The following is a 19,388-nucleotide window of genomic DNA, read 5'->3' as shown; positions in this document are numbered from 1 at the left end:
CCGGGGCGTCGGCGCCGATATAGCCGACATAGGCGTCGGCCAGACGGCCTAGCGCTTGCGCGACAGGGTCAGGCCGTCCGAGATCGCCAGCAGGACGGACTCCATCCGGGTGTCCGCCGCGACGTGTTCGTTGAACGCGCGGACGCTCGCCCCCCTGCCGGTCGGCGACGTGTCCAGGACCGTCCCGTGGAAGAGCGTGTTGTCCGTGACGATCAGCCCGCCCGGGCGCAGCCGCGGCACGAGCTCCTCCCAGTAGAGGATCTGGTTCTGCTTGTCCGCGTCCACGTACGCCATGTCGATGTGCGGCTCCTCGGGCATCGCGCGCAGCGTGTCCAGGGCCGGGGCGATGCGCAGGTCGATGCGGTCGGCGACGCCTGCCGCCTCCCAGGCCTCGCGGCCGTACGCCGTCCACTCCTGCGACACGTCGCAGGCGATCAGGCGGCCGTCGGCCGGGAGGGCCTGGGCCATGGACAGGGCGGAGAAGCCGGTGAAGGTGCCGACCTCCACGACGTGGCGGGCGCCGGTGAGCCTGACCAGGAAGGCCAGCAGCGGTCCCTGTTCCTCCGCCGACTGCATGCCGGCCGAGTCCGGGAACTTCTCCCAGGTGGTCGCGACCAGCCCCCGCTGGACCGCGTCCAGCGGGGGGTTGTGCGCGAGGACGTACGCGTAGAGCTCGTCGGTGATCTTGGTGCTGTTGCCCTTGGTCATGCGGTCAGTGTCGCAACCGCCCGGCCGAATGCGCGGACGATCTCCTCACCGGCGAGTACCCCCGCCGTGCTCAGGGCCGTCACCGAGGGCGCCGTCCACCCGGCGTCGGCGAGTTCGCCGTGCCCGGGCCGCCAGGCCCGGTCCGCGGCGAGCAGCAGGTCGGCGTCGAGCAGGGAGTCGCCGGCGGCGAGCGTGGTCTCCGCGCCGGTGCGCCGCGCCACCTCCGCCATGGCCGCGCTCTTGGTCAGCGGACGCGGGACGGCGTAGATCTTGCGGCCCTGGAGGGAGACCGTCCAGCCGCGCGCGCCCGCCCACTCCTCCAGCGCCTTGAGCCATTCGTCGGGGACCAGCGCGCGCTCGACGACCAGGTACGCGAAGAGGTCCTCCGCCACCCGCGCCTTGCGCAGCCACGCCGGGTCGGACACGGCCAGCAGGTGGGCGTGCACCTCCTCCAGGGGGGCGCACTCCCGCGCGAGCCGCGTCGCGACCGCGCGCCGCCAGTCCCGGTCCGGCACCCCGTCCACCAGCAGCTGGCCGCCGTTGGCGCAGATCGCGTACGGAGCCGGACGGCCGGGGAAGCGGATGCGCTGGTACTGCTTGCGGGTGCGGGTGGTGGTGGGCACGAAGACCGCCGCCGGGTCGGCGGTGAGCTGCGCCAGCAGGCCGGCCGCCGTCTCCGTCATGTAGGACAGCGGCTTGCTCTCGTGCACCTCGACGCACAGCAGCCGCGGGGCCTGCGGGTCGGGCATGGTCAGGCCGAGGGCGGCCGCCGAGTAGATGAGCGTGCGGTCGAGGTCACTGGCTACGAGGACGGTCACGGGGCGGCCACTGCCTTTCCGTCGGCGCCGGTGGCGCCGCGCGTGTATCGGGGGTGGATGAGTCCCACGCACGTGTAGGGCAGCCCGTCGACCTCCTCGACCGGCACCCCCCGCTGCGCGGCGAGCAGGCGTACGTGGTCCAGGTCGGCCCCGGCCCCGCGCCGGGCCAGGATCTTCCACGGCACGCGGCGCAGCAGCACCCGTGTCGTCTCGCCGACGCCGGGCTTGACCAGGTTCACGTCGTGGATGCCGTACTCCTCGCTGATCCGTTCCACCGCCGCCCAGCCCACCCAGGTGGGGGTCCGGTCGGCGGCGAGGAGCTCCTTGACCTCCTCGTCCACGGCCTCGGCCACGGCGTCGAAGTGCGCGGCGACGGTGTCGACGAAGCCGGTGGAGACGTCGGCGCCGGCGAGCTCCCGGTAGAACTTCGCGCCGTGGAAGTCGTCGGGGCCGACCAGGTCGGCCCTGAGCACCGTACGCGAGACCAGTCCGGAGACGGTGGAGTTCAGGCAGGCGGAGGGGATCAGGAAGTCCTCGCGGGTGCCGTACGTCTCCACGCAGGAGCCGGGGTCGGCGAGGACGACGATCTCGGGGTTGAAGCCCTCGAAGGAGGCGAGGGCCTCGCGCAGCTCGCGCGTGATGGCGCCCTTGCCCGTCCAGCCGTCGACGAAGACCACGTCGGCCGGGTCGTGGTGGGCGGCCAGCCAGCGCAGGGCGTTGGCGTCGATGCCCCGGCCGCGCACGATCGAGACGGCGTAGTGCGGCAGGTCGAGGCCGTGCCGGGCCTGCGCCCAGCGGCGCATCAGCACCCCGACGGGCGTGCCGGCGCGGGCCAGGGAGACCAGTACGGGGGACGGGGAGCGCTCGGCGAGCACCGTCTCGGTGACGGTGCCGACCGCGCGCGCGATCCGGGCGGCGGAGGCGTCGAGGGCGCTGCGGTACAGCTCCTGGTAGGCCTCGGAGGGCTGGTACTCCACCGGCAGGGACTCGGCGTAGTGGGCGCCGCCGGCCTGGATGGCCTCCTCGCGCTCCTCGGTCGGAGCCTCCAGCTCGCAGCCGGAGAGGTCCTGGAGCAGCCAGCCGACGTCCTCGGGGGCGTACGAGGAGAAGGCCGGCCCGCGCAGCGGATCGGCCAGGGCGGGCTCGGACATGATCGGCTCCTGCCGGTCGGGGGCGGGAACGGGGCCAGGGGCGGGGGCGTGGGCGGGGGCGTGGGCGGGGGGCGCGTACGCCGGTACGACGGCCAGCAGGACCCGCCCGGTGTGCGGGGCGAGGGCCGCGAGGAGGCCGCTGCCCAGCTCGGGGGTGTCCCCGGCGGAGTCCACGACGGCGACGACGGCGTCGAAGCCCGCTCCCTTGACGTTGTAGGCGTACCGGTCGCCGGGGCCGTCGGCCGGGGCGTCGTGCGCGGGGAAGACGAGCCGGGTGCGGATGGCGTAGCCGGGGTCGTCGACGGCGAGCACGGGCGAGCGCGTCGTGGTCGAGAACCGCACCTCGGCGGCGGTCCCGGACTCCTCCAGGGCCAGCGCGAGCCGCAGCGGCGCGTACATCAGCTCCTCGTTGCCGAGTACGAGGACCCGCCCGGGGTCCTCGCCCAGCGCGTCCGCGAGCTGCCGGGCCAGGTGCGGCACCGCCGCCTCCAGCGCGCCGCGGTGGGCGGGGGTGAAGCCGTGGCGGCCGCCGTCGGGGACGCCGGCCGGCCAGTCGAGCGCGAGGCGGGTGACCGGAGCCGCGGGGGCGCGCCGGCCTTCCGTGCCCCGGCCCGCGCGTCCCGTGCCCTGCCGGCGCCGGACCCCTCCGCACATCCGGAAGGACGCCGCCTCCTGCTGCTCCACGAGGGCCCGCCCCTTGGCCAGGACCCCCTCCGGGAGGTCGACCGTGCCGGAGGCGAGGGCGATCAGGTCCACCCGGGCGCCCAGGCCCGCGGCGAAGGCGGTCAGCCGGTCGCGGTCGGCCGCCGAGCGCATGTCGACGAGGGCGACGACCACGTAGTGGCCGCGCGGATGGCGGGCGTGCAGGTCGTGGATGGTGTTCAGGACCGTGTTGCCGGTGGAGAACTCGTCGTCGACGAGGACCAGCGGCCCGCTGCCCGCCAGCAGCCGCGGGTCCTCGGGCAGCAGCAGGTGGGAGGTGGCGTGCGAGTGCGCCTCCTCGAAGCCGCCCGCGGGCTCCACGCCCGGCACGGGCCGGCGGGTGGAGTGCAGGTAGGGGGCCGTGCCCAGGCCGTCGGCGACGCAGTGGCCGAGTCCGGTCGCGGTCTCGGCGTACCCGAGGACCACCGCGGAGGCGGCCGCCTCCTCGCCGAGCAGGGCCCGTACCCGCAGCCCGAGGCCGTGGCCGGCGGCGTGGACGACCGCCGGGGACTGGGGGACGTGCTTGCCGAGCACCTGGGAGACCAGCAGGTGGGCCCGCTTGGGGTTGTGCCGCAGGGCGAGCCCGAGCAGGGAGTCCAGCGGTGGCGCGGCCGGGTCGCCGCCGTCCCGCAGGCGCACGCCCAGCCGGTCCGCGACCCAGCTTCCCGACCAGACCTCGTCGATCATCTTCCCCTTCTCCACGAGCCGGCTTCCCTCGGACCGCTCCACGGACCGGCTTTCCACGGACCGGCTTTCCACGGCCCCCTCCACGGGCTGCTCCGCGGGCCCCTCCACCGGCCCGCTCACACCTGGAGCCCGGCCGTGAGCAGGTCGACGAAGCCGACCTCTTCCTTCGCCACACCGAAGACCTCGGCGCGCAGCATGGTGCGCTCCGCCCAGGCCCGGTGGGGCTTCACCTCGTTCATCTTGTTCGTGTAGACGGAGCGCATGACCCCGCCGCCGCCGCGCTCGGGGCGCAGGATGTCCTGGGCGTCGCTGAACTCCTCGTGGGAGACCACCGACAGCGCGTGCACGGGCGTGACGTGCGCGGGGTGGATGCAGGTCTTGCCGAGCAGCCCGTTGGCCCGGTCGAGTTCGATCTCGCGGAGCAGCCCGTCGAGGTCGTGTTCGATCAGGGCCGTGCGCAGTTCCTCCACACCCTCCTCCAGGAAGGGGCTGCGGCGCAGCTGGGGCTTGAAGAGGCGCTGCTGGCTGCGGAAGTACTCCCAGACCGGGCCGGTCACGGTGAAGCCGGTGCCGTCGGCGCGGCTGAGGACGTTGACCACGTCGGCGATCACGCCCGCCACGATCTGGACGTCGTAGGCGGTCATGTCGGGGGTGCGGCGCAGTCCGTACACGGAGCAGAAGTCGGTGACGCCGAGCCGCAGGGCCAGGACGCGGTCGCGGTAGCGGTTGACCGTGCGCGAGATGCCGGCGAGGGCCTCGACCCGGGTCTCCAGGTGGAGGAGGTCGGGGGTCTCCAGGACGGGCATGGCGTACAGCCGGGGCAGACCGGAGGCGGATTCGGCGTCGGCGACGGCGTCGAGGAAGGCCGTTCCGCGGCTTTCGGTGAATTTGGGCAGTACGAATCCGGCCAGGTGGCGCACGGGGCCGCCGAGGCGGCGCACGAGGTCGGGTATCTGCTCGGGGGTGCGGACCCGGATGAAGAGGAGCGGGAGTCCCGCGGTGCCGGCCGGGTCGGTGTCGAGGTCCGCGAACTGCCGGACGAGGTTCTCCTCGCCGCCGAGGACGTCGGAGTCGCTGATGGAATCCTCCAGGCAGAGGACCATGGAGACGACTCCGCGGCCGGCCTGCTTGCGGATGTCGGCGGCCAGGTGCGGCCGGGTCGCGGGGCTGTAGAGGGTCGCACCGAGAGCGGCTGCCAGCGTGTGGGCGGGCGAGGAGATCGAGAACTCGGCCGGCTCCTGGTGGAAGAGGTCCTTGCGGACGGTGGGCGATATGTGCCCGAAGTGACGCATGTACTTCCCCCGTACTGCCTCGGCGGCCCAACTGGCGTGGCCGGTAATAGTACGTACGAACACGAGTCAAGAGTTCCTCAAGCGCATGAAGTTCCGGTAACCCTCTTGCACCATGCCCAGCTCTCGCGATCCGGACAAGGCCCTACGGGGGGCCGCATTGTCCCGGTCCCGTCCGGGAGGGCAGGATGACGGGCATGACGCACGCGATGCAGAAGGGCTCGAACATTCCGGTGACCGCCGTGGCGGTCCGGGCGGTGCTGCGCTGGACCACCGGGACCGAGGTGCCGGACGTGGACGCTTCCGCGCTGCTCGTGGGAGCGGACGGGCGCGTGCGCTCGGACGAGGACTTCGTGTTCTACAACCAGCCCCGGCACCCTTCGGGGGCGGTCTGGCGGCTGGGCAAGAAGCAGCTGGGCAACGGGGTGACGGACGCGGTCCAGGCGGACCTGCGCGCGGTCACCCCCGTGGTGGACCGGATCCTGGTGGTGGCCTCCGCCGAGGACGTCCCCTTCCGGCGGGTCCGGGACCTGCGGATCCTCCTCTACGACGCCACCCCCGGCGGCGGCCCCGAGCCGCTGGCCTACTTCGACGTCCGGCCCGAGACCGGCTCCGAGACGGCGCTGATCTGCGGGGAGCTCTACCGCCGGGGCGAGGGGTGGAAGTTCCGCGCCCTGGGCGAGGGCTACTCCGACGGACTCGTGGGGCTGGCGACCGACCACGGGATCTCCGTCGACGAGAACGCCCCCGAGCCCGGCGCCGGCCGGGCGGCGGAGCCCGCCGGGGCCGCCGGTGCGCCGGGAGGCGGCTCCGGCGACGACCGGACCGCCGCCATGCGGCCGCCGGTCCCCGTACCGCCCGCCCCGCCCACGCAGGCCCCACCGGCAGTCCAGCCCGCCTACGGGTACCCGCAGCCGGTGTCCCCGGCCCCCGCGCCCGCCCCGGTGCCGGCTCCGGGCGGGGACCCGTCCTTCCGGCTGCCGGTGCAGGGCCCGCAGTTCATCCGCCGCTGAGCGGCACACCGCGCGGGGGCGGGGCCGGTCAGGCCTTGGTGCTCTTGTAGCCCCGCCCCCACTGCAGGCCCCACCCGTACAGCCGGTCCAGCTCGGCCTGGAACCCGTAGACGAACTTGACCTCGCGGCGGACGATCAGCTCGCCCTTGACGTTCGCCAGGGAGACCACCGCGCAGGAGCGGGCCTGCGGGTGCCGCTCGTCCAGCGGGATCTCTATCCGCGGCCCGGCGGTCGGGTAGAGGGTGACCAGGGCGTGGGTCCGGTCGAAGGCCGGCGTCTGGTCGTAGATGTAGACGAAGACGAGCAGCCGTTTGATCTCCTCGGCGTGGTCGAGGTTGACGTACAGCGTCTCCCCGGAGCCCGAGCCGAAGCGGTCGTCGCCGCTGAGTTTGACGAACGGCGGGTCGTTGAGGTCGCCCAGCAGGTTGCCCAGGGGCTGCACCGCGCCCCTGGTGCCGTCGGTCAGCTCGTAGAGGCAGCCCATGTCCAGGTCGACGTTGACCATGCCCTGGGTGTGCGCCTGCACCATGTCGGGCTTGAACAGCTTGAACGGGTGCCGCAGCAGCTGCCCGCTCTGCCCGGAGCGGCCTCCGATGTCGGAGGTGCGCATCCGCCAGGAGAGGTTCACGCGGAGGTTGCCGTGGACCGCCTGCTGTTTGGTGAGCGACACCGTCGGATGCCGCCTGGTCAGCTCGATCGCGTTCGACGACGCCTGGCCCGAGTCGAACCCCATGGCGCGCGCGCCCCTGATCCCGTCGAAGAACCCCATGTCCCAACCCCCCAGGTCGGTCCGTGCGTGCGCCGGATGCCGTGGATGTGCGGCGGGGCGGCCACGCGGTCCGATGGATCCGCGCGGCCGCCCCGTCGAAACCGAAACGGTTCTGTGGAAAGCGTTCCGCAATCAGGGCCGGGTCACACCCCGGCCCCGACCTCCGCGGGCTCGCCGTCGCCACCCTCGGCGGCCAGGCGGTTGTTGCGGCGCACCGAGGACCAGAAGGACCAGGCGATGAGCACGACGCCGACGAGACCGGTGATGATCTCGTTGATCTCGTACTGGATGGTGACGAGGAGGATCACGGCGAGGGCGCCGATCGCGTAGTGCGCGCCGTGCTCCAGGTAGACGTAGTCGTCGAGGGTGCCCTGGCGGACCAGGTAGACCGTCAGCGAGCGGACGTACATGGCACCGATGCCGAGGCCGAGGGCCATGAGCACGATGTCGTTGGTGATGGCGAAGGCGCCGATGACCCCGTCGAAGGAGAAGGAGGCGTCGAGGACTTCGAGGTAGAGGAACATGAAGAACGCGGCCTTGCCGGCCATGACCACGGCCGAGACGGGCTTGCCGCTCTTCTTGGCCTCTTCCTCGGCCTCGTGTTCGGCTTCCTCCTCTTCCTCCAGCTTGTTCTCGAAGTAGCCGGAGAGGCCGCCGACGATCATGTAGGTGATCAGGCCGAGGACGCCGGAGACCAGGACGGTCTGCGCCTTGTCCACATGGGCGCCGCCGTGCTGGTGGGCATGGGTGGCGAAGGTCATCGAGGTGATGACCAGGATGATCAGCGCGATGCACGCGGACAGCATGTCGATCTTGCCGAGCTTGGCGAGCGGACGCTCCAGCCAGGCGAGCCACTTGATGTCGCGGTCCTCGAAGATGAAGTCGAGGAAGATCATCAGGAGGAACATGCCGCCGAAGGCCGCGATGGACGGGTGAGCGTCCGTGACCAGCTGCTGGTACATGTCCTTGTCGTTCATCGCGAGATCGACGGCCTCGATGGGCCCGATCTTCGCACTGATCGCCACGATGACCACGGGGAAGACCAGCCGCATGCCGAACACGGCGATGAGGACACCGACCGTGAGGAAGATCTTCTGCCAGAAGGCATTCATCTTCTTCAGGATTCCGGCGTTGACCACCGCATTGTCGAAGGAGAGCGAGATCTCCAGGATCGACAGGATCGCCACGATCCCAAAAGCGGGCCATCCCCCGTAGAACACCGCAGCGGCCAGACCGAGCGCAGTGACTGCGAACGACCAGCCGAAGGTTTTGAGAACCACTGGCACCCCATCGTCTTGTACGGCTTTACGAAACGTTGACCCCGAAGTCTAGAGCGATGCCCCGCAGGCCCGACGCGTACCCCTGGCCTACCGCACGGAACTTCCATTCCCCGCCGTACCGATAGACCTCGCCGAAGATCATCGCCGTTTCGCTGGAGGCGTCCTCGGTCAGGTCGTAGCGGGCGAGTTCCTGGTCGTCCGCCATGTTCACCACACGGATGAAGGCGTTGCTCACCTGGCCGAAACTCTGCCGGCGGGTGTCCGCCTCGTGGATCGAGACCGGAAAGACGATCTTGTCGACCTGGGCCGGGACCTTGGTGAGGTCGATGATGATCGACTCGTCGTCGCCTTCACCCTCGCCGGTGAGGTTGTCCCCGGTGTGTTCGACGGAGCCCTCGGGGCTCTTGAGGTTGTTGTAGAAGACGAAGTACTCGTCCCCGAGCACCCGGCCGCTGTTGCACAGCAGCGCGCTGGCGTCGAGGTCGAAGTCCGCCCCCGTGGTCGAGCGCGCGTCCCATCCGAGACCGACCAGGACCCGGGTGAGGTTGGGTGCGGCCTTGGACAGGGAGACGTTGCCCCCCTTGGCGAGTGTGACGCCCATGATGTGGTCCTCCCCGGACGACGTGGTGGTGTGGCACGGCCACCTGCACATGGTGGCAAAGCCGGACCGGCGCCGTACACACGGGTGCACGGCGCCGGACGGAAGAACTTCTTCGGGCTGGGGCCCGGGATCGGGATCAGACGTTGACGCCGAAGTCCTGCGCGATGCCGCGCAGGCCCGAGGCGTAGCCCTGGCCGATGGCACGGAACTTCCACTCCGCGCCGTTGCGGTACAGCTCGCCGAAGACCATGGCGGTCTCGGTCGAGGCGTCCTCGGAGAGGTCGTAGCGGGCCAGCTCGCTGTTGTCGGCCTGGTTCACGACGCGGATGTAGGCGTTGCGCACCTGGCCGAAGCTCTGCTGACGGCTCTCGGCCTCGTAGATCGAGACGGGGAAGACGATCTTGGCGACATCGGCCGGGACGCCGGCGAGGTTGACCTTGATGGCCTCGTCGTCGCCCTCGCCCTCACCGGTGGTGTTGTCACCGGTGTGCTCCACCGAGCCGTCCGGGCTCTTCAAGTTGTTGAAGAACACGAAGTTCGAGTCGTTGGCGACCTTGCCCTGGTCGTTGGTCAGGATCGCGCTGGCGTCGAGGTCGAAGTCGACACCGGTGGTGGTGCGAGCGTCCCAGCCCAGACCGACGATGACCGCCGTCAGGTTAGGCGCGGCCTTGGTCAGCGAGACGTTGCCGCCCTTGCTGAGGCTGACTCCCACGGGTCCTCCATTGGTATGTGTGTGGGGCGGGAGCCCCGTCGTGCGGTTGCTACGTGGATCAACGCTTCGATCCTAGTGACGGGTTCCCGCCCACAGGCTGTTTTCCCGCGACGGGCCCGCCGCGGAACCTCAGAGGCTGTCGAGGGCCTTGATGTACTCGTTCAGGTCACGCGCGTCGGGCAGCCCGTTGACGACGCTCCAGCGCACGACGCCGTCCTTGTCGATGACGAAGGTGCCGCGGACCGCGCAGCCCTTGTCCTCGTCGAAGACGCCGTAGGCGCGGGAGGTCTCGCCGTGCGGCCAGAAGTCGGACAGCAGCGGGTAGTCCAGGCCCTCCTGCTCCGCGAAGACCCGCAGGGTCGGCACGGAGTCGTTGGACACGGCCAGGAGCTGCACGTCGTCGTTCTGGAAGCGGGGCAGCTGGTCGCGCAGCTCGCACAGCTCACCGGTGCACACGCCGGTGAAGGCGAACGGGTAGAAGAGCAGCACCACGGCCTTCTCCCCCCGGAAGTCGGAGAGCCGCACGGTGGCGCCGTGGTTGTCCTTGAGCTCGAAGTCCGGGGCCTTGTTTCCGACCTCGATCGCCATCTTTCGCATCCCTTCGTTCCTGCGTTCCCACAGGGGGCTGTTCGGGTGAGACCCAGCCTAGGCGGGCACCGGTGCGCGGAACGCGCACACCCCGCCGACCGCGGGTGGTCCGGGTCGACGGGGTGTGCGTCCGCTGGGGTGCGGAGTACGGCTCAGCGCTTGGCCTTGGCGGCCTTCGGCGTCACCAGCTTGGTGGAGGTCCACTCCTTGCCGACGGGCAGGCCCTTGGCAAGCGAGAGGCCGGCCGTCTCGGCGGCCTCGCTGATGTCGCTGGCCTCGACGTAGCCGTCACGGCCCGTCTTGGGGGTCAGCAGCAGGATCAGTGCGCCGTCCTCGACCAGCTCGGTCGCATCGACCAGGGCGTCCGTCAGATCGCCGTCCTCGTCGCGGAACCACAACAGCACCGCGTCGGCGACGTCGTCGTAGTCCTCGTCGGCGAGCTCGCTGACGAGCTTCTCGACGCCGTCACGGAATTCCTGATCGACGTCGTCGTCGTAGCCGATCTCCTGGACCACCTGTTCGGACTGGAAACCCAGCCGGGCGGCCAGGCTCTCCGCGTGGTCCGCGGTCGCGCTCACGGGGTGCCTCCTGCTCATGTTCGGTGAATGTCTTTCGGCGGCGCGCGTACGCGCAGCATTGGGCGTAGTCCACACGGGAGCGGCGGATCGCGCAAGTACCCGGCCGCCGAGACCGTCGAAACGGTGACGATTGCGGCCGTCTCGCCGCAACTTTCAGGGTTCCCCGGTGTACCACTGGTGATTCATCCCACACCATTCCAGCTCATTCGGCATCGCATGAGGACTTTCCCACCTGTTTGAGGGACGAACGGCCTTGCGAACCCGCTGATCGTCTTGGGCGTAAGGTTGCGATTTGGCCCGACCCCCGGCCCGGCCGGGCGGACGCTCCTCCCCCGCTCCAGGTGTTACCCAGTGGTAGAGGTGAAGATTTCGGCCGGGCGTAAGACCATGGGAGGCGGCGACCCAAGGCACGACTCCCCCGACAGCGAAGGAACAGCGTGGCTTCCGCATCCGATCGCAATCCGATCATCATTGGCGGCCTGCCGAGCCAGGTCCCGGACTTCGATCCGGAGGAGACGCAGGAGTGGCTCGACTCCCTCGACGCCGCCATCGACGAGCGGGGCCGGGAACGGGCCCGCTACCTGATGCTGAGGCTGATCGAGCGGGCCCGCGAGAAGCGCGTGGCCGTGCCCGAGATGCGCAGCTCGGACTACGTCAACACGATCGCCACCAAGGACGAGCCCTTCTTCCCCGGCAACGAGGAGATCGAGCGCAAGGTCCTCAACGCCACCCGCTGGAACGCCGCCGTCATGGTCTCGCGCGCCCAGCGTCCCGGCATCGGTGTCGGCGGCCACATCGCGACCTTCGCCTCCTCCGCCTCCCTCTACGACGTGGGCTTCAACCACTTCTTCCGCGGCAAGGACGAGGGCGACGGCGGCGACCAGATCTTCTTCCAGGGCCACGCCTCGCCCGGCATCTACGCCCGCGCCTACCTCCTGGACCGGCTCTCCGAGCAGCAGCTCGACGCGTTCCGGCAGGAGAAGTCGAAGGCCCCGTACGGGCTGTCCAGCTACCCCCACCCGCGGCTGATGCCGGACTTCTGGGAGTTCCCGACCGTCTCGATGGGCCTCGGCCCCCTCGGCGCGATCTACCAGGCGCGGATGAACCGGTACATGGAGGCGCGCGGGATCGCCGACACCTCCAAGTCACACGTCTGGGCGTACCTCGGCGACGGCGAGATGGACGAGCCGGAGTCGCTGGGCCAGCTGTCCATCGCCGCGCGCGAGGGCCTGGACAACCTGACCTTCGTGGTGAACTGCAACCTCCAGCGCCTCGACGGCCCGGTGCGCGGCAACGGAAAGATCATCCAGGAGCTGGAGTCGCAGTTCCGCGGGGCCGGCTGGAACGTCATCAAGCTGATCTGGGACCGCTCCTGGGACCCGCTGCTGGCCCAGGACCGCGACGGCATCCTGGTCAACAAGATGAACTCCACCCCGGACGGACAGTTCCAGACGTACGCCACCGAGTCCGGCTCCTACGTCCGCGAGCACTTCTTCGGCGGCGACCAGCGGCTGCGCGCGATGGTCGAGAACATGACGGACCAGCAGATCCAGCACCTGGGCCGCGGCGGTCACGACCACAAGAAGGTCTACGCGGCCTACGCGGCGGCCAAGGCCCACAAGGGCCAGCCGACGGTGATCCTGGCGCAGACGGTCAAGGGCTGGACGCTGGGCCCGAACTTCGAGGGTCGCAACGCCACGCACCAGATGAAGAAGCTGACGGTCGACGACCTCAAGCGCTTCCGCGACCGCCTGCACATCCCGGTCACCGATGCGCAGCTGGAGGGCGGCGCCCCGCCGTACTACCACCCGGGCCGCAACTCGCCCGAGATCCAGTACATGCACGACCGCCGCAGCGCGCTGGGCGGCTACGTGCCCACCCGCGTGGTGCGCGCCAAGCCGCTGCAGCTGCCGGACGACAAGACGTACGCGGCCGCCCGGAAGGGCTCGGGCCACCAGTCGATCGCCACCACCATGGCGTTCGTCCGCATCCTGAAGGACCTGATGCGGGACAAGGAGATCGGCAAGCGCTTCGTGCTGATCGCCCCCGACGAGTACCGCACCTTCGGCATGGACGCGTTCTTCCCGAGCGCCAAGATCTACAACCCGCTGGGCCAGCAGTACGAGGCGGTCGACCGCGACCTGCTGCTCGCGTACAAGGAGTCCCCGACCGGCCAGATGCTGCACGACGGCATCTCGGAGGCGGGCTGCACGGCCTCGCTGATCGCCGCGGGTTCGGCGTACGCGACGCACGGCGAGCCGCTGATCCCGGTCTACGTCTTCTACTCGATGTTCGGTTTCCAGCGCACGGGTGACCAGTTCTGGCAGATGGCCGACCAGCTGGCGCGCGGTTTCGTCCTCGGCGCGACCGCCGGCCGGACCACCCTCACGGGTGAGGGCCTCCAGCACGCCGACGGTCACTCCCAGCTGCTGGCGTCGACCAACCCGGGCTGCGTGGCGTACGACCCGGCCTACGGCTACGAGATCGCGCACATCGTCAAGGACGGTCTGCGACGGATGTACGGCCCCGACGCCGAGGACGTCTTCTACTACCTGACGGTCTACAACGAGCCGATCCAGCACCCGGCCGAACCGGCCGACGTGGACGTGGACGGCATCCTCAAGGGCATCCACCGGGTCTCGACGGGCACGGCCGGCACGATCGGGGCCCAGATCCTGGCCTCGGGCGTGGCGGTGCCGTGGGCGCTGGAGGCGCAGCGGATCCTGGCGGCCGACTGGAACGTGCGGGCGGACGTCTGGTCGGCGACCTCCTGGAACGAGCTGCGCCGCGAGGCCGTCGAGGTCGACGAGCACAACCTGCTCCACCCGGAGGAGGAGCAGCGCGTCCCGTACGTGACGCGGAAGCTGTCGGGCGCGGAGGGGCCGTTCGTGGCGGTCTCGGACTGGATGCGCTCGGTGCCGGACCAGATCGCGCGCTGGATCCCGGGGGCGTACACCTCGCTGGGCGCGGACGGCTTCGGTTTCGCCGACACGCGCGGCGCGGCGCGGCGCTTCTTCCACATCGACGCCCAGTCGGTGGTCCTGGCGACGCTCACCGAGCTGGCCCGTGCGGGGAAGATCGACCGCTCCGTGCTGAAGCAGGCGATCGACCGGTACCAGCTGCTGGACGTCACGGCGGCCGACCCGGGCGCGGCGGGCGGCGACGCGTAGCCCCACGGGGCGCGGGGTCACTCTTGCGAGGGGGCGCCGGGACACCTGTCCCGGCGCCCCTTACCCGTTCTTTACGATGCTGGGATGAAACAACCCTCCCGCCAGGCACGGTGGGAGCGCCGTACGCAGGTCCCGCTGCTGGTGCTCGCCGTGGCCTTCGCCGTCGCCTACGCCGTGCCGATCGTGGCCCCCGACGCGGGCGAGGGGGTGCACCGGGCCTGTACCCACGCGGAGTGGGTGGTGTGGGCGGCGTTCGCGGTGGACTACATGGTGCGGCTGGGCCTGGCGGCGGACCGGCGGGTGTTCGTGCGGACGCACTGGCTGGACCTGGCCGCGGTGGTGCTGCCGCTGGTGCAGCCGCTGCGGCTGCTGCGGCTGGTCGCGACGCTGATGCTGGTGGGCCGGCGGGCCCGGATGGCCCCGCAGGTGCGGCTGACGACGTACGTGGCCGGGGCCGTGGTGGGGCTGCTGATGTTCGGCTCGCTGGCGGTGCTGAGCGTGGAGCGGGACGCCCCCCAGGGGAACATCAAGAACCTGGGCGACGCGGTGTGGTGGTCCTTCACCACCATGACGACGGTCGGGTACGGGGACCACTCCCCCACCACGGGCCTCGGCCGGCTGGTGGCGGTGGGGCTGATGCTGTCCGGGATCGCCCTGCTCGGTGTGGTGACGGCGAACATCGCCGCCTGGTTCATCGCCCGTTTCGAGCGGGACGACCAGGTGGAGCGGCTGCAGCTGGCGGTCCTGCGCGAGCTGCAGGACGAGGTACGGGCGCTGCGGGACGAGGTCGCCCGGCTGGGCGGCGCCCCGGGCCCGATGCCCGCCCAGGCCGCCGCCGACGCTTCCCCCTCCCCCTCCCCCTCCCCTTCCTCAGCAGCCGCAGCCTCCGTCGCCGCCTCCGCCGACCCGGCGGGGGTTACGTCTCCCACACCTTGAACGCCCTGACCTGGTACGGCGACTGGGGCAGCAGGACCCCGTCGCCCGGATAGGTCTGGAACTCGCCGGTCTCGGCGCAGACGTCCGACTGGTACGTGGTCACCGGGCGCCCGGTCCGGTTGATGAGCGACTGGTAGTTCCCGGCGGGCAGCGCGGTGCAGCTGTTGATGGAGAGGGTGCTGAGGTCGTAGGTCTGCTTGGCGCCCTTGAAGTCCGGCTTGGCCCACAGGCACAGCTCGCCCGTGGCACAGGACGGCGCGCCCGCCGCGTGGGCGCCGGTGGCGGTGCCGGGGACGAAGGCGGTGGCGGCCAGGAGGGCGGCGGCGAGGGTGGTGGCGCGAGCGGTGGTCCACGTACGCATGGCGGAATCGTCTCCTTGTTGACGGCCGGGCCCCGGACGGTTTCCGAAGGCTCCGTGGCACCACGCTGACCTGCGGCGACGGTCGAGCGGAAGGGGCTGCGGACGGGTCCACCCTGATAGGCGACAGCCCCGCCGGAACCGTCCGGCGGGGCTGCGGGGGAAGCGGGGTTGACCCGGCGGTAACGGCCGGGCGGGTGGCTCAGATGTGGGCCGCGCCCGCTCCGGCGCCGGCGTTCGCCCCGCGCTTGGTGAAGCAGGCCACGATCGCGGCGAGGACCGCGACGACGCCCGCCACGGTGAAGGCGGTGCTCATGCCGGACACGAAGGTGTCGTGGGCGACCGAGGCGATGGCCCGGGCGACCGGCTCGGGGGCGCCGGGCGGCACCGGGGCGATGCCGACCTGGACCCCCTTCCCGGCGAGGTCGAGCTGCTCCGGGGTGAGCGGGGGCAGCTGCGCCCGCGTCCAGTTGTCCCCGAACGTGTCACTGACCTTGGCCGCCATGACCGCTCCGAGGACGGCGGTGCCGAGGCTTCCGCCGACCTGCATGGCGGCCTGCTGGAGCCCGCCGGCCACGCCCGAGAGCTCCAGCGGGGCGTTGCCGACGATGACCTCGGTGGCGCCGACCATGACGGGCGCGAGGCCGAGGCCGAGGAGCGCGAACCAGAGCGACATGGTGAGGGTGGCGGTGTCCGGGGTGAGCCGGGCCATCCCGAAGCAGGCGCCGGCGGTGGCGACCATGCCGGCGACGAGCGGGACGCGCGGGCCGACCTTGGTGATGGCGGCGCCGGCCAGCGGCGAGCCGATGATCATCATGCCGGTGAGCGGCAGCAGGTGCAGCCCGCTGTCGACGGGGCTCATGCCGTGCACGTTCTGCAGGTAGAAGGTGACGAAGAAGAGCCCGCCCATGAAGGCGAAGGCCATCAGGACCATCAGGACGGTACCCGCGGACAGCGGCAGCGAGCGGAACATCCCGAGCGGGATCAGCGGCTCGGAGACCTTGGACTCCCAGACGGCGAAGAGCACGAAGCAGAGGGCCGACCCGCCGAGGAACAGCAGGGTCCGGGTGTCGCCCCAGCCCCACTCGGCGGCCTTGATCAGGGCCCAGATCAGGGAGAACATCGCCACCGACAGCAGCACGATGCCGACGAGGTCGAAGGAGCGCGGGGCGTTCTCGGCCCGGTGGTCGAGCAGGATGACCAGGCCGAAGAGCAGGGCGACGACGCCGACGGGCACGTTGATGAAGAAGACGGACTGCCAGCTGACGTGCTCGACGAGCAGGCCCCCGACGATGGGCCCGGCGGCCGTCGAGGCGCCGATGACCATGCCCCAGATGCCGATGGCCATGTTGAGCTTCTCGGCGGGGAAGGTGGCGCGCAGCAGGCCGAGGGCCGCGGGCATCAGCAGGGCGCCGAAGACGCCCTGGGCGACGCGGAAGCCGATGACCAGGCCGACGCCGGTGGAGAGGCCGATCGCGGCCGAGGAGAGCGCGAAGCCCGCGATGCCTATGAGGAAGGTCTGGCGGTGTCCGAAGCGGTCGCCGAGCTTGCCGGCGGTGATCAGCGAGACCGCGAGGGCCAGCAGGTAGCCGTTGGTGATCCACTGCACCTCGGCGAGCGTGGCGCCGAGGTCCTTCTGGATGGCGGGGTTGGCGACGGCGACGATCGTGCCGTCGAGGGTGACCATCATGACCCCGACCGCCACGGCGAACAGGGTGAGCCACGGGTGGCCGCGCCATCCGGTGCGGCCGGGCGCGGGGTCCGATTCCTTGGCGAGGGTGATCTGACTCGTCATGCGGACAGGCTAGTGACAGTGACTGACACTTCACAAACGGCTCAACGGGACAGTCGCTGTCAGGTCGGTCACAGGTACCCTGACCGCTCACTCAGCGTCAGAAAGGACCCCTCGGTGATGACCGACCCGCGGCCGGCACCGGACGCCCCGGCGACCGGTCTGCGCGAACGCAAGAAGCGGCGCACCCGGGACGCACTGCTGCGCGCCGCCCTGCTCCTGTTCGTCTCCCAGGGCTACGACCGGACGACGGTGGACGAGATCACCGACGCCGTGGAGGTCTCCCAGCGCACGTTCTTCCGCTACTTCGCGAACAAGGAGGAGGTCGCCTTCGCCGTCCAGGACCTGGTCGAGTCGCACTTCGTCGCCGCGCTGCGGGCCCGCCCGGCCTCCGAGGGCCCCGTGGAGGCCATGCGCGGCGCCGTGCTCGCCGCCTGGGACACGGTCGAGGAGGCCATCTCCGAGGTGGTCCCCGTGGACCTCTACATGCGGGGATACCAACTGATCGAGTCCACTCCGGCCCTGCTCGCCGTGCACCTGCGGCGCTCCACCGAGCTGGAGGAGCGGATCGCCCGGCTGATCGCCGACCGCGAGGGGCTGGACCTCGACGCCGACCCGCGGCCCCGGGTGGCGGTGGCCGCCTTCTGCGGCGTGATGCGCGTCACCGGGCGGCTGTGGGGGCAGGGCGAGGACACCAGCGTCGAGGCGATCCGGCGGATGACCGAGGCCTATCTGGATCAGATCCGTCCGGCCCTGGCGGCCCACTGGCAGCGGCCTGCGGCGGCCTCCCGCACCGCCCCCGCCGGCTCCCCCACCGGGGTCTGAGGCACCGCCGCACCGGGGGTCCGGACCGCAACTCACCGTAACCGGACGGGTGGTGCGTCCCTCGGCCGGCCGTGAGACCTGTCACCCGGGGCACCGTCGGCTCCAGCCGTCTCCTACGCTGGCTCCAGTGAACCTGCCCGGCCGCCACGCCCCTCCCGCCGTCGAAGCCGACGACACCGCCGACGCCCTCGCGCGTCCGGCCGCTCTGCGCATGATGCTCGCGCTCGCCGTCGTCTTCCTCATGCTGGCGACCACCGGCTGGACCGCGGTGCACCCGCCCGAGGCGGGCACCGCGCCGCGGGCGGCCGCCCTCGCCGCATGGTCCGCGGCCCGGATCGACGGCCGGGCCGTACCGGCCGCCGACGCCCCGGTGCGGACGGTGGCCCGCTTCTTCGCCGACCTCGACACCGCCCAGCGCGCCCGCCTCGCCGACGGCTTCCCGCTCGTGGTCGGGAACCTCAACGGGGTCCCGGCCGAGACCCGCTACCGGGCCAACCACAACTCCCTCGTGCAGGCCGCACGGGTCGAGGAGGCCCGCGGCCGGGACGTGGCCCTGACCCCGGCCGACCGCTCGACCGCCGTGCGCCGGGCCCACCGTTTCGAATCGCTGGCCGAGCCCGGCCGGCAGATCTTCGTCTTCGACCCCACCGGGGGCGGCCTCGCCGCCGAGGTCTTCGGTGACCTGCGGGCCGCGCGCCGGGTCTCGGTGATCGTCCCCGGCGTCGACACCGACGCGGTCACCTTCGAGCGCTCCACGCGCCGCCTCACCGCCCCCGTCGGCATGGCCCAGTCCCTCTACGAGGCCGAGCGCGCGGCCCGGCCCGACGAGCAGAACGCCGTCATCGCCTGGGCGGGCTACACCGCGCCCACCGGGCTCGGCGTGGACGCGGCGACCGGCCGGCTCGCCGTCCAGGGCGCCGCGCGGCTGGAGGCGCTGACGGCGGCCCTGCCGGGGAACGCCGGCGTGGTCCTGTTCTGCCACAGCTACGGATCGGTGGTGTGCGGGGTGGCCGCGCACCGGCTGCCGGACCGGGTGACCGACCTGGTGGTGGCGGGAAGCCCCGGCATGCGGGCCGAGAACGCCGCCGATCTGCACACCTCCGCGCGGGTCTGGGCGATGCGCGACGAGGGCGACTGGATCGCCGACGTACCGCACCTGGAGGTCGGCGGGCTGGGCCACGGGGCCGACCCGGTCTCCCCGGACTTCGGCGCCCGGCTGCTGTCCTCGGCCGGGGCCAAGAGCCACACCGGCTATTTCGAGCCAGGGACGTCCTCCTTGGACAATTTCGCCAAGATCGGAACCGGCGCCTTCGGTTCCGTCGCATGTGCGAGCGGCTCCGACGACTGCCGACGAGGAATTTCCGGCTCGGAAGGGCACTGAGGGCGCCCTCCCCGCCCGGCGGCCGTAGCG

Annotated in this window: 17 protein-coding genes; 5 read left to right on the top strand and 12 right to left on the bottom strand. The window is 71.4% G+C overall.

The genetic code is table 11. The features are described from left to right. Positions 1 to 48: 48 nt before the first annotated feature. The 4 genes from ACZ5D2_RS12400 to ACZ5D2_RS12385 form a co-directional block, all read right to left on the bottom strand. Positions 49 to 708 carry an O-methyltransferase gene (locus ACZ5D2_RS12400; protein WP_371678688.1) on the bottom strand — a complete coding sequence of 220 codons (660 nt, stop codon included), beginning with the start codon at positions 706 to 708 and terminating at the stop codon, positions 49 to 51. Continuing rightward, on the bottom strand, positions 705 to 1,526 hold the full coding sequence (locus tag ACZ5D2_RS12395) for an HAD family hydrolase (protein ID WP_371678687.1): 822 nt from the start codon (positions 1,524 to 1,526) through the stop codon (positions 705 to 707). The genes ACZ5D2_RS12400 and ACZ5D2_RS12395 overlap by 4 nt, the downstream gene beginning before the upstream one ends. Then, complete coding sequence (locus ACZ5D2_RS12390) at positions 1,523 to 4,066, bottom strand: phosphoribosyltransferase (protein ID WP_468928912.1); 2,544 nt, start codon at positions 4,064 to 4,066, stop codon at positions 1,523 to 1,525. The genes ACZ5D2_RS12395 and ACZ5D2_RS12390 overlap by 4 nt, the downstream gene beginning before the upstream one ends. A 116-nt stretch (positions 4,067 to 4,182) precedes the next feature. Beyond that, on the bottom strand, positions 4,183 to 5,358 hold the full coding sequence (locus ACZ5D2_RS12385) for an HpcH/HpaI aldolase/citrate lyase family protein (RefSeq protein ID WP_371681281.1): 1,176 nt from the start codon (positions 5,356 to 5,358) through the stop codon (positions 4,183 to 4,185). Between the two features lie 194 nt (positions 5,359 to 5,552). Here ACZ5D2_RS12385 and ACZ5D2_RS12380 point away from each other — a divergent pair, with 194 nt between their 5' ends. Continuing rightward, positions 5,553 to 6,368 carry a TerD family protein gene (locus ACZ5D2_RS12380; RefSeq protein WP_468928861.1) on the top strand — a complete coding sequence of 272 codons (816 nt, stop codon included), beginning with the start codon at positions 5,553 to 5,555 and terminating at the stop codon, positions 6,366 to 6,368. 28 nt (positions 6,369 to 6,396) lie between these two features. On the opposite strand, the gene ACZ5D2_RS12375 is transcribed toward ACZ5D2_RS12380, so the two are convergent. From ACZ5D2_RS12375 to ACZ5D2_RS12350, 6 genes are all read right to left on the bottom strand, one after another. Further along, on the bottom strand, positions 6,397 to 7,137 hold the full coding sequence (locus ACZ5D2_RS12375) for a TerD family protein (protein ID WP_030227219.1): 741 nt from the start codon (positions 7,135 to 7,137) through the stop codon (positions 6,397 to 6,399). Between the two features lie 143 nt (positions 7,138 to 7,280). Continuing rightward, complete coding sequence (locus ACZ5D2_RS12370; protein ID WP_468928858.1) at positions 7,281 to 8,417, bottom strand: DUF475 domain-containing protein; 1,137 nt, start codon at positions 8,415 to 8,417, stop codon at positions 7,281 to 7,283. Positions 8,418 to 8,442: 25 nt separating this feature from the next. After that, positions 8,443 to 9,018 carry a TerD family protein gene (locus tag ACZ5D2_RS12365; RefSeq protein ID WP_030227215.1) on the bottom strand — a complete coding sequence of 192 codons (576 nt, stop codon included), beginning with the start codon at positions 9,016 to 9,018 and terminating at the stop codon, positions 8,443 to 8,445. A gap of 136 nt (positions 9,019 to 9,154) precedes the next feature. Next, the gene (locus ACZ5D2_RS12360; protein WP_030160471.1) at positions 9,155 to 9,730 is read right to left on the bottom strand and encodes a TerD family protein; all 576 of its coding nucleotides are present in this window, start codon (positions 9,728 to 9,730) and stop codon (positions 9,155 to 9,157) included. 129 nt (positions 9,731 to 9,859) lie between these two features. Next, positions 9,860 to 10,318, bottom strand: a complete 459-nt coding sequence (locus ACZ5D2_RS12355) for a peroxiredoxin (RefSeq protein WP_371681279.1) — start codon at positions 10,316 to 10,318, stop codon at positions 9,860 to 9,862. Between the two features lie 152 nt (positions 10,319 to 10,470). Next, positions 10,471 to 10,896, bottom strand: a complete 426-nt coding sequence (locus ACZ5D2_RS12350; protein WP_371678684.1) for a DUF3052 domain-containing protein — start codon at positions 10,894 to 10,896, stop codon at positions 10,471 to 10,473. A 437-nt stretch (positions 10,897 to 11,333) separates the two neighbouring features. Between ACZ5D2_RS12350 and aceE the strand changes: the two genes are divergently transcribed. Both aceE and ACZ5D2_RS12340 read left to right on the top strand, forming a co-directional pair. Beyond that, positions 11,334 to 14,066 carry a pyruvate dehydrogenase (acetyl-transferring), homodimeric type gene (aceE, locus tag ACZ5D2_RS12345; protein WP_371678683.1) on the top strand — a complete coding sequence of 911 codons (2,733 nt, stop codon included), beginning with the start codon at positions 11,334 to 11,336 and terminating at the stop codon, positions 14,064 to 14,066. An 84-nt stretch (positions 14,067 to 14,150) separates the two neighbouring features. Continuing rightward, positions 14,151 to 15,002: a potassium channel family protein gene (locus ACZ5D2_RS12340; RefSeq protein ID WP_371678682.1), complete on the top strand. Its 852-nt coding sequence runs from the start codon at positions 14,151 to 14,153 to the stop codon at positions 15,000 to 15,002. Here the strand turns inward: ACZ5D2_RS12340 and ACZ5D2_RS12335 are convergent. Beyond that, entirely contained in the window at positions 14,983 to 15,363 is a 381-nt protein-coding gene (locus ACZ5D2_RS12335; RefSeq protein ID WP_371678681.1) for a peptidase inhibitor family I36 protein, read from the bottom strand. The two genes, ACZ5D2_RS12340 and ACZ5D2_RS12335, sit on opposite strands and share 20 nt — an antisense overlap. Positions 15,364 to 15,562: 199 nt before the next feature. Beyond that, on the bottom strand, positions 15,563 to 17,155 hold the full coding sequence (locus ACZ5D2_RS12330) for an MFS transporter (RefSeq protein ID WP_371678680.1): 1,593 nt from the start codon (positions 17,153 to 17,155) through the stop codon (positions 15,563 to 15,565). Between the two features lie 117 nt (positions 17,156 to 17,272). On the opposite strand from ACZ5D2_RS12330, the gene ACZ5D2_RS12325 reads away from it, so the two are divergent. After that, positions 17,273 to 17,977: a TetR/AcrR family transcriptional regulator gene (locus ACZ5D2_RS12325; RefSeq protein ID WP_371678679.1), complete on the top strand. Its 705-nt coding sequence runs from the start codon at positions 17,273 to 17,275 to the stop codon at positions 17,975 to 17,977. Positions 17,978 to 18,188: 211 nt separating this feature from the next. Then, positions 18,189 to 19,358, top strand: coding sequence for an alpha/beta hydrolase (locus tag ACZ5D2_RS12320; protein ID WP_371681278.1), 1,170 nt, complete (start codon positions 18,189 to 18,191; stop codon positions 19,356 to 19,358). The last annotated feature ends 30 nt before the right edge of the window (positions 19,359 to 19,388 follow it).

The organism is Streptomyces sp. NPDC031479 (assembly GCF_055581065.1).
The sequence above is the reverse complement of the archived record's forward strand: the minus strand, read 5'-3'. Positions and strand labels throughout refer to the sequence as shown.

Bases quoted from the DNA above. Each gene is read 5' to 3' on its own strand.
- ACZ5D2_RS12400 (WP_371678688.1), bottom strand. From the start codon at position 708: ATGACCAAGGGCAACAGCACCAAGATCACCGACGAGCTCTACGCGTAC.
- ACZ5D2_RS12375 (WP_030227219.1), bottom strand. From the start codon at position 7,137: ATGGGGTTCTTCGACGGGATCAGGGGCGCGCGCGCCATGGGGTTCGAC.
- ACZ5D2_RS12385 (WP_371681281.1), bottom strand. From the start codon at position 5,358: ATGCGTCACTTCGGGCACATATCGCCCACCGTCCGCAAGGACCTCTTC.
- ACZ5D2_RS12380 (WP_468928861.1), top strand. From the start codon at position 5,553: ATGACGCACGCGATGCAGAAGGGCTCGAACATTCCGGTGACCGCCGTG.
- ACZ5D2_RS12320 (WP_371681278.1), top strand. From the start codon at position 18,189: ATGATGCTCGCGCTCGCCGTCGTCTTCCTCATGCTGGCGACCACCGGC.
- ACZ5D2_RS12365 (WP_030227215.1), bottom strand. From the start codon at position 9,018: ATGGGCGTCACACTCGCCAAGGGGGGCAACGTCTCCCTGTCCAAGGCC.
- ACZ5D2_RS12330 (WP_371678680.1), bottom strand. From the start codon at position 17,155: ATGACGAGTCAGATCACCCTCGCCAAGGAATCGGACCCCGCGCCCGGC.
- ACZ5D2_RS12325 (WP_371678679.1), top strand. From the start codon at position 17,273: ATGACCGACCCGCGGCCGGCACCGGACGCCCCGGCGACCGGTCTGCGC.
- ACZ5D2_RS12335 (WP_371678681.1), bottom strand. From the start codon at position 15,363: ATGCGTACGTGGACCACCGCTCGCGCCACCACCCTCGCCGCCGCCCTC.
- ACZ5D2_RS12340 (WP_371678682.1), top strand. From the start codon at position 14,151: ATGAAACAACCCTCCCGCCAGGCACGGTGGGAGCGCCGTACGCAGGTC.
- ACZ5D2_RS12390 (WP_468928912.1), bottom strand. From the start codon at position 4,066: ATGATCGACGAGGTCTGGTCGGGAAGCTGGGTCGCGGACCGGCTGGGC.
- ACZ5D2_RS12355 (WP_371681279.1), bottom strand. From the start codon at position 10,318: ATGGCGATCGAGGTCGGAAACAAGGCCCCGGACTTCGAGCTCAAGGAC.